At 62.7% G+C, this 9,359-nt stretch carries 9 protein-coding genes and 1 tRNA gene; all 10 read right to left on the bottom strand.

Annotated elements, in window-relative coordinates:
- Positions 1-37 precede the first annotated feature (37 nt).
- Entirely contained in the window at positions 38-3,013 is a 2,976-nt protein-coding gene (locus ABIB38_RS22445; protein WP_429206911.1) for a type VI secretion system Vgr family protein, read from the bottom strand.
- A 444-nt stretch (positions 3,014-3,457) separates the two neighbouring features.
- Positions 3,458-3,715, bottom strand: a complete 258-nt coding sequence (locus ABIB38_RS22440; protein WP_429206910.1) for a hypothetical protein — start codon at positions 3,713-3,715, stop codon at positions 3,458-3,460.
- Between the two features lie 96 nt (positions 3,716-3,811).
- Positions 3,812-3,887: transfer RNA gene (locus ABIB38_RS22435), tRNA-Lys, on the bottom strand.
- Between the two features lie 94 nt (positions 3,888-3,981).
- Entirely contained in the window at positions 3,982-4,737 is a 756-nt protein-coding gene (gene ybgF, locus ABIB38_RS22430) for a tol-pal system protein YbgF (RefSeq protein ID WP_429206909.1), read from the bottom strand.
- A 111-nt stretch (positions 4,738-4,848) separates the two neighbouring features.
- Positions 4,849-5,373: a peptidoglycan-associated lipoprotein Pal gene (gene pal, locus ABIB38_RS22425; protein WP_109344256.1), complete on the bottom strand. Its 525-nt coding sequence runs from the start codon at positions 5,371-5,373 to the stop codon at positions 4,849-4,851.
- Between the two features lie 34 nt (positions 5,374-5,407).
- A complete protein-coding gene (gene tolB / locus ABIB38_RS22420; protein WP_429206908.1) occupies positions 5,408-6,679 on the bottom strand; it encodes a Tol-Pal system beta propeller repeat protein TolB in 1,272 nt (423 codons plus the stop codon).
- A gap of 31 nt (positions 6,680-6,710) precedes the next feature.
- Positions 6,711-7,676, bottom strand: coding sequence for a cell envelope integrity protein TolA (tolA, locus tag ABIB38_RS22415; protein WP_429206907.1), 966 nt, complete (start codon positions 7,674-7,676; stop codon positions 6,711-6,713).
- 10 nt (positions 7,677-7,686) lie between these two features.
- Positions 7,687-8,118 (bottom strand): biopolymer transporter ExbD, encoded by a 432-nt coding sequence (locus tag ABIB38_RS22410; RefSeq protein ID WP_429206906.1) that lies wholly within the window; start codon positions 8,116-8,118, stop codon positions 7,687-7,689.
- 30 nt (positions 8,119-8,148) lie between these two features.
- Entirely contained in the window at positions 8,149-8,832 is a 684-nt protein-coding gene (tolQ, locus tag ABIB38_RS22405) for a protein TolQ (RefSeq protein WP_429206905.1), read from the bottom strand.
- Positions 8,833-8,852: 20 nt separating this feature from the next.
- Complete coding sequence (gene ybgC, locus ABIB38_RS22400; protein ID WP_429206904.1) at positions 8,853-9,257, bottom strand: tol-pal system-associated acyl-CoA thioesterase; 405 nt, start codon at positions 9,255-9,257, stop codon at positions 8,853-8,855.
- Between the last annotated feature and the right edge of the window lie 102 nt (positions 9,258-9,359).

Below are 9,359 nucleotides of genomic sequence, written 5' to 3'. Positions count from 1 at the left end.
TTGGACGGGGCCTGCGTGGTCTCGGTCATGGTGGTTTTTATATGACGGATTTTTTCGGGATCGAGGGCGGCGCTTCAGCGCCGGTGCGCGGCAGCGATCCGGGCAAGCCGAAGGTGGAGGCAACGGCGGCGGACCTGCCTGCACTTGCGGCGCCATAGGTGTGCAGGGCCGTCGCGCCGCCCGCGGATTTGCCCGCGAGATTGCCCGTAACATGGGCCATGCCCGCCTGGCCCACCGACGCCAGCAATGCTTGCGCGCCGCCTTTTGGCAGCGACTGCACTGCGTCCGCCGCTTGCTGCGTCGCTTGCGCAATCGCGCCGAACTTGCCGGCCGCACCGTTGAGCGTGCCTGCTGCCGCACCGGCGCCAGTCTCGGACAGCGCCACGGCCGGCCATTCGGTTCCCTGGCCGAAGTAGCTGCCTTCATCCCACGGGTCGCGCGGGTCCTTGCCGTAGCTGACTGTGGCCATCCCCATTGGCAGGCCAGCCACGCTGGCAAAGCCATTGCCGTCGAGCGTCCCCTGGTGGACGCCTCCTTCGGCGTCGACGACGGTATAGTCGCCTCCCTGGATGCCTTGTTTCGTGCCGCCTTCCGGGTTCACGTACTGGTGATACAGCGCAAGCTGTCCCGGGGGCAGCTGGACGGGCTGCGGCAAGGCCGGCGTGCCTTCGCTCTTGCCGGGGTCGAAGCTGTGATGCGCCGCGTGCTGGCGCAAGGTGCCGCCCGTGCCATGGACGATCCCCGATGCGTTCCAGCGGCTGAAACTGGTGCCGCCGTTGATCACCACTTCTTCCTTTGCCGTGATCGTGATCCGGTTGGCGGTATGGGTGATGTTGAGCTTGGCCAGGATGTTGACGCTGTCCTTCAAGGCCGTGATGTCGATGTCGGCGCTCGCCGCCACCAGCTTCATGCCGGCCTTGTAGGCAAACATGCGCACCGCTTCCTTGACGCTGACGAGCAGGCTCTTGCCCGCGCTCAGGCTGGCATGGCCGCCGCTGGTCAGGGCGGTGTGCTCCACGCTCATCAGGTGGGTGGAGCCTTGCGTGCTGGTTTCGATGCCGGCGGGGCTGGCCAGAACCAGGTGGGGAGCCTGGAATTCCGGGAATTCGCCTTGTGCCGGGGCACCTCCCTTGCCCTTGATGGCGTCGACCTGCGCCTGCAGCGCGGCGACGACCTGATCCTGGTCGCCTGCCTGATGCGCCTGCGCCTGTTGCGCAACCTGCGACAGGCTGTCGTGCAACTCGTGGCCTTGCGCCATACGCGCCAGCGTCTCCGCCATGTCGGCGATATGGGCGCGGGCGTTCGGCCGTCCTTCGGTGCTGAGCAGCAGGCCCTGCTGCGCCCGCACCGCACCAATGCCGTCGGTGCGCAGCTCGAAACCCTGGCCGCGCGCATCCTTGCGTCCGGCGTTGTCGTCGATGCGGTTGATATGGCCAAGACTGAGCTGGCTGGCCAGATGGTCGCTCTTGAGCTGCGCCTGGATCTTTCCCTGTGTGTCATCGAGCACCAGGTGATTGCTGCGTCCGCCGGGCGTGTTGCCGCCCTCGGCGGTCAGCTCCCGGCTCCTGAGCCCCGTCAAGGCCTGCTGTTCGGGCAGCTTCCACGGCGGCATATAATTCTGGTTATATACGCAGCCGGTCACAATCGGATGGTCGGGATTGCCATCGAGCCATTGCACAATCACTTCCGATCCCACCCGCGGATGGCTGGCTAGACCCTTTTCGCCGCCGGCCCAGTTGCTGCTTACCCGTACCCAACAGCTGCCGCTTTCGTCCCGGTCCCAGTGAAACTTGACCTGGATGCGCCCGTACTGGTCCACGTTCAGGCTCCCCTGGCCTTGTGGACCGACCACGGTGCCGGTCTGCAGGGCCAGCAGCCTGGTATCCGTGCTGTTGAAGCCGCGCCCGGGCCGCCAAGGCAAGGCCTTGCTCAGGCAGAGCAGGCGGTTCTTGTACTCGGCGGGCGCACTCTTACCTTGCAGGTAATTGTTGCTGGCTTCGTGGTGCACTTCCAGGATCAGGAACTCGCTGTCGGCGCTTTCGCTGAAATGCTCAAACAGCCTGAACCACCTGCCTGGGGCGACGCACCGGTTGTTGCCTTGTGCTTCGACCAGCCTGGCGCGGGCTTCGATTTCTTCCATGCGCAATTGGGCAAGCTGGTAGGCGCCGGACTGGTGCTTGAATCCGTAATGCCCCTCGTAGCCGTGCACCTCCAGTCGCGGAATATCGCCCTGCTGGTTGATGGTGACGGTATCCGCATGGATCGGGCGCGGATTCTTGAAGTCGAAGCCGCTGACCACCGCTTGTCCCGAGGCGCACTGGCGCCGCGGGCTCCAGTCGCCGATGGCATCCTCGTCGACCGCACCGCCGGCGCGCTGAAAGCGGATGCCGGGCGATGGCCCGTCGATCGGCGCCGCGGCGTGGGTGTCGTCAGAGACCGTGAGCGTATGACCTTCGCTGCCGTGCTCGTACCAATAGCTGTAGCCCGCCGCTTCCCAGCGCCGGCACAGGTAGTTGTGATCGGTCTCGTCCCATTGCGTGGCCATCGTGAACTGCGGCTGTTCGCCGGCGACTTTCCACTCCCACACAGGCAGGCGACCGTAGCCGGTGAAGATCGTTTCCGCCTGCTCGCGCAAGCCTTGCGCATGGAACAGCCGGTTGTTCCGGCGCAGGCGCGTGTACGCCAGCCATGGCTCGAGGATGGCTTCATAGAAGGCCACGCCGCCATCCGTCTTGACCAGCATGAACGACGTGACATAACCGGTGAACGGACGCAGGCTGCCGTCAGCCTGAACGAGCGAGACGCACAGCAGCTTGCCGTGCATCGACTCGAGTTCGATCCTGGCGTCGTCGCTCAGGAGTTCCACCTTGAATGCGAAGTCGCGCGACAAGTATTCCGTGCCGACGAACCGGTTCACCATCAGCCTGGCCTGCGGGCCGTCGTTTTTCGGGAACGAGATGCGCAGCAGGCGGGTGTGTTGGTGAGATTCCAGCAGTGCTTGCAGGTCAGTCATCGTGTTTACTCATCGATGCGGGTACAAGGAAATTTTTGTAATTATTCAGGTACTTGCAACGACGAAACTTGCGTAGTCTCAACGATGAGAGCGCGAAGTGAAACGCTTAGCTGGCGCTACCAGGCGAACGAGTTCGACAGGCAATCGACCGCATCAGATTTTTTGGGGGGAAAGCTGTGGGCTGATATCGCATGTGCAGTGCGATGAAACCGAAGGGGTTGCTGACGGACGGGCCGTTCGGTGCGCTCGATGCGTTGATGCGGCATCTGCAGGACGAGCTACCGAGAATGGTGGCCGCGACCAGGTCGACCGAGGATGGGAGGGGGAGGGGAGCTGGCGCTGGACGCGCTTTTTACCGAGCACCGCAAGGCGGTGCTGGAATTCCTGTGTCGCCAGAAGGCGCGCCCAGCGGCCAAGCCGCCTGCATACGCGCCAGGGATGGAATCAGGGCGCTTTCTTCTTCTGCACCTGACGCTGCTGCTGCTTGCGCTGCGTCTGGTTGCGGTTCTGCTTGGCCTCGTACAGCGCCACGGCGTCCAGCTTGGCCTGGGCGACCGTACGCAGCTCTTCGTTGTCGTCGTGGGCGACGAAGTAATCGTTGGCCTGCGCGTCGACCACCAGCTTGATCGCGGCTTCGTCGTCGAGGTTGTAGATCTCGGTAAGCAGGGTCGTTACTTCATCAAGAAAGTCTTCATAAGTCATGGCGCGATCGTCCTGGAACAAAAAGGGAATAATAGAATGAAAAACAGGCTGAAAACAAAAACGCCAACCCGAAGGCTGGCGTTTTCGTTGAATCTTTGGTAGGCCGTGCGTGGCTCGAACACGCGACCAACGGATTAAAAGTCCGCTGCTCTACCAACTGAGCTAACGACCCGAAGAAACGAGATTATAGGGCCCGTCCTCGAAGCTGTCAATTGCCGAGCCCGATCGGTGCCAGCCCAATCAGGGCGATGCCATCGCCCTGACGGTTATTTCAGCGACGCCAGCCGATCGCGCGCCGTCTGCGCCGCGCTCGAGTCCGGATACCTGGACACCAGCGTCTGCAGCGACTTCTTCGCGTTCTTGTTGTCCTTCAGGAGGGCGTAGCTGCTGGCGATGTTCAGCATGGCGTCCGGCACCTTGGCGCTGTCGGCATACGTGGTGGTCACGACCTGCTGGGCCGCGATCGCCCTCTTGTAGTCGCCCAGCGCGTAATAAGTGTTGCCCAGCCAGTACTGCGCGTTGGACGCATAGGGCGATTGCGGATACTGCTTCACGAATTCCTGCAGCGCGCTCGATGCGCCTTTGTAGTCGCCGGACTGGAACAGGGCGGTGGCGGCCTCGTAGGCGGTCTTCTCGGTGGGCATCACTTCGGCGGTCTGGCCGTCGATGACTTCCTGGCGCGGCTCGAACCGTTTCAGGCGCGCGTCGAGGTCGGCGTACAGCTGCTTCTGGCTTTCCTGGGCCTTGGACAATTCGTTCTGCAGCACTTCGATCTGGCCGCGCAGACGGGCGATCTCGCGCATGGTCTGCTCGTGCTGGTTCAGCATCTCGATCTGGACCGTCTTGTCCGATTTGCCGTCGATGCGCGTGGTCAGGTCGCGCGTGATGTTGTCGACCTTGGTGCGCAGGTCCAGGATGGCCTTGCGCGCCTCGTTGTCATCGAACGGGCCGGCCACGGCATGCAGCGGCATCCACAGGGCCAGCACGAGGCAGGCGAGGCGGGACGGAGACAGTTTGATCATAAGCGTTGCTCTTTCTAAACCGGTTGCTGAGATAAAACGGGGCGGGTAGCAGTCTGCACTGCGTCCCGCCCCCTGTCAATCAACGCTGATCGGCTGGATCAGCCGGATTGATTACTGATAAACGATGTCAGCGCGGCGGTTTTCAGCCCAGGCTTCTTCGTTGCTGCCGGTTGCTTTTGGCTTTTCTTCGCCCAGCGAGACAGCTTCCATCTGGCCTTCCGACACGCCCAGCGACGCCATCGAGCGACGGACGGCTTCGGCACGCTTCTGGCCCAGGGCCAGGTTGTACTCGGTGCCGCCGCGTTCGTCGGTGTTGCCCTGGATCAGGACTTTACGCGAGGTGTTCTTGGTCAGGTAGCCCGAGTGGTTCTGCACCACTGGCTGGCCGTCGGCGCGGACCACGAAGCTGTCGTAGTCGAAGTAGACGCTGCGGTTGGCCAGGACGCCTTTTGGATCGTTCAGTGGATCGACGGTGCCGGTTTCCACTGGACGGATGTCACGGCTGTCAGCCACTGGTGCTGCTGGCTCTGGCGACTTTTCAACGACTGGGGTTTCGTCCAGTTTGGTTGGCGACGAGCAAGCGGCCAGCAGGGCGGCAGCGGAAGCGATGAAAGCGAGACTCTTGAAGTTGCGCATGGATTTTCTCCTGTTCTGGTTAAGGTTTTACTTCTTACTTCATGAAAGGACCCCAGCTGGGCTCCCGAATGTTTCCCGCTTTGGTCGTCAAGCGTTGCTTGACCCGTCCATCCACAGACACCACTGCAAGCGAGACGCGCCCGCCGCCCTTGGTTGCATACATGATGTACTTGCCGTTAGGCGAAAAACTCGGTTCGGTGGCCCCATCGGCCAGGCGAAGTTCCCGGCCGGTCGCCAGGTCCATCGCATATAAGGAGAAAGCGCCGCCGCGCTGTGAAATCCAGGCCAGCGTCTTGCCGTCGGACGACACGCGCGGGCTGATATTGTAATTGCCGTTGAAGGTCACGCGGGTGGCATTGCCGCCCGCGACGCTCATCTTGTAGATCTGGGGACCGCCGCTGCGGTCGCTCGTGAAATAAATGGTCTGGCCATCCGCCGAGAACTGAGGCTCGGTATCGATCGCCGGATTGTTGGTCAGGCGACGATGGCCGCTGCCGCTCGAATTGACGCTGTAGATTTCGGTATTGCCGTCCTGCGACAGGGCGACGGCCAGGGTGGAGCCGTCCGGCGACCATGCTGGCGCGGAGTTGTTGCCCTTCTGGTTCGAGATCACGTTGCGGCGACCGGTCATCAGGTCTTGCAGGTAGACCACCGGCTTGCGGTTTTCCATCGAAACGTAGGCAACCTTCATGCCGTCCGGCGACCAGGCCGGCGAGATGATCGGCTCCTTGCCCTGGGTGGCGATGATCTCGTTCTCGCCGTCGGCGTCGGCCACGGCCAGCGCGAAGCGGTTGGCCGCGCGGTCTTCCTTCACGTACGCGATGCGGGTCGAGAAGATGCCGCGCACGCCGGTCAGTTTTTCGTAGACGTCGTCGGCGATGCGGTGCGCCTGCAGGCGGGTGTAGCGCGGCTGCACTTCACCGCCCAGTTGCGAGATTTCGCCGCCCTTGACGGTGTCGAGCAGCTTGTAGCGGATCGCAAAGCGGCCGTCAGGCTGGCGCGCCACGCTGCCGACCACCAGCGCGTCGGCGCCGCTGGCCTTGAACGCGCCCAGGTTCACCTGGCCGGCGTCGGCATCGCTGATCACCCGGCCGGCGTCGATGACCTTGAACACGCCGCTGCGCTCGAGGTCGGCGCGGATGATGGCCGACACCTTGTCGGGGGCGACGGATTCGTCGGCAAAGGCGGCAATGGCCACAGGGATCTGGTTGCTGCCGACGCCGGCGATTTCGATCTGGATCTGCGCATTGGCTGTAGTCCCTATTGCGAGGGAAACGCTGAACAGCAAAATGTGAAGTTTTTTCATGGTGTCTCTAGTAAAACTGGTTCGAACCGAATCAATCGTAATCTTTCATCGAGAAATTCACGTCAAGCGTACGCTCCACGGTCCCGTCCTTCTTCTTGGGAAGCGGAGATGCTTTCTTGATACCATTTTCCACTGCTCTGTCAAATTCCGGCACACCGCTGCTTTTCACCAGGCGCACCGACATGATTTCGCCGGTTGGCAGTTGCTCCACCCGGAAAGTGGCGCGCGGATTGCCGGCCACGTCGGTATTGCCCGGGTACGCCGTCGCGCTCTTGATCGCGGCCGTGATCGCGGCGACATAGCCGCCATCGCTGCGCGGACCGGTCGATTTCGCCGCCGTGCCGGTGCTGCCCATGGCGCCGGCCATGCGCTTGAGCTCTTCCTGACGGAATTTCTCCAGCTTGGCGGCCTCGGCCTTGGCGGCAGCGGCTTCCTTCCGCTTTTTCTCGGCAGCAGCAGCGTCGGCCTTCTTCTTCTCTGCGGCTTCCTGCTTCTTGCGTTCGGCTTCCGCGAGTTTCTTCTTCTCGGCTTCGTCGCGCTTCTTCTGCTCGGCCTTCTGCTCGATCTCTTCGCGCTTCTTCTCTTCGGCTTCCTTGCGCTTCTTCTCTTCGGCAGCAGCCTTCTTCGCTTGTTCTTCCTTGCGCTTCTTTTCCTCGCGCAGCGCGATCTCCGGATCCGGCGTCGGCGCAGGACGCTCCACCACCGGCTCCGGTGGGGGCGGCGGCGGCGGTTCCGGCGCGGGCTCGGGTTCGGGCTGCGGCTCGGGTTCCGGCGCCGGCTCGGACGGCAATTCGGGCGCCGCCGCGGTTTGCACCGACATATCCCATACCTCGGCCTCGACCGAGACCGGATTGACCTTCTGCCAGCTCACGCCGATCGCCAGGAAGGCCAGCAGCGCCGCGTGCACCGCCACCGCCAGCAAAAACGATGGCAGTGGTTTCGGTTCGGGCGGCACGTAGTAGGGCGTGCCGTCGTTGACTGACTTCTTTGCGGTCATATCTTCGGCGTCACTGGGTGGCCAGGCCGACCCGGTTGATGCCCATCTTCTTGGCTTCCGAAATCAGCTGGATCACGTCGTCATACTTGCTGTCGCGGTCGCCTGCAATCAGGACCGGAAAGTCCGGATGCTCTTCGTGCAGCGCGCGCAGGCGCTGCAGCAGGGCGGAGCGGTCGGCCACTTCGTCCGGGGCCACCTTTACCTTGCCGTGCACGCCGATCGACAGCTTGTTGCCGGGCTCGATGGAAATCTGGATATACGTGTCCGGCGGCAGCGCGGATTTCTCGGCGCGCGGCAGATTGACGACACTGGGCGCCTCATTCGCCGGCACCGCCATGAAAATGATGAGCAGCACCAGCATCACGTCGATATACGGCACGACGTTGATCTCGGACTTGAACTTGCGGCGACGTCCGCCGCGCATGCTGCTGGAAAATGCCATCCCGATGCTCTCCCGGTTCTCGTGGGCGGATCAGCGCGACTGGCGCTGGAGGATGTTCGAGAATTCCTCGACGAAGCTCTCGAAGCGGTTCGCCAGGCGGTCGATGTCGTGGGTGAAGCGGTTGTACGCGACCACGGCAGGGATTGCAGCGAACAGGCCGATCGCGGTCGCGATCAGCGCTTCGGCGATGCCGGGAGCGACCACCGCCAGGGTGGCCTGCTCGACGCTGGCCAGGCCGCGGAACGAGTTCATGATGCCCCACACGGTGCCCAGCAGGCCGATGTACGGCGAGACCGAGCCGACCGACGCCAGGAAGTTCAGGTGGGTGTCGAGCGAATCGAGTTCGCGCTGGAACGAGGCGCGCATGGCGCGGCGGGCGCCGTCGAGCACCGAGTTCATGTCCAGGGCTTCGCGCGACGCCTGCTTGCCCTTGATGAACTCGCCCATGCCGGCCTCGAAGATGCGGGCCAGCGGGCCGCTCTGGTCGCGCTGGCTGCTGGCGCTCTGGTGCAGGGTGTGCAGGTTGCCGCCGGCCCAGAAACTGCGCTCGAACTGCTCGGTCTGCATGCGCGCGGCGCGGATCGCGAACACCTTGCGGAAGATATAAGTCCAACTCACGATCGACAGCACCAAGAGCAAGGCCATGATCAGCTGCACCAGTATGTGGGCATTGGCGATCAGGGATACAAACGAGAGGTCGTGGGTTGCGGTCATGGCTCAACTTATAAGATTTTTCAGGCGGCACGCATTTTAGCAGCCACGTCGTCGGGCAGGGGGCGGGGACGCGTGGTTCTGACGTCAACGCAGCCGATTTTCACGCTGGCCGAATTGAGCAGCACCTCGCCGCGCCATGCTTCCTGGAGAAACTGGACCGAGGCGCCGCCCACTTTCGTCACGCTGGTGCGGATGCTCAGTTCATCGTCGAGACGGGCGGCGAAGCGGTAATCGAGAGTCATGCTCCTGACGACGAACGCCGTGTGGTCCGCGTCGATCAGCGCTTGTTGCTCGATCCCGAGCGCGCGCAGGAACTCGGTGCGGCCGCGCTCGAAGAACTTCAGGTAGTTGGCATAATAGACAATGCCTCCGGCGTCGGTATCTTCGTAATAAACCCTGACTGGCCAGTTGTACACTGAAGGCATTCTTTGGTGCCAAATAAATGAAATCGGGAAACATTTTACGCGACTTTCCACTTTAATATGTACGCTGACGTACGTTGCAAGCGGAAAAATTTTGCGTTTGGA

It is taken from the genome of Massilia sp. UYP11 (genome assembly GCF_050434805.1).
GTDB lineage: Bacteria > Pseudomonadota > Gammaproteobacteria > Burkholderiales > Burkholderiaceae_D > Telluria.
Note: the sequence above shows the minus strand (reverse complement) of the source record. Positions and strands in the feature narration are given on the sequence as shown.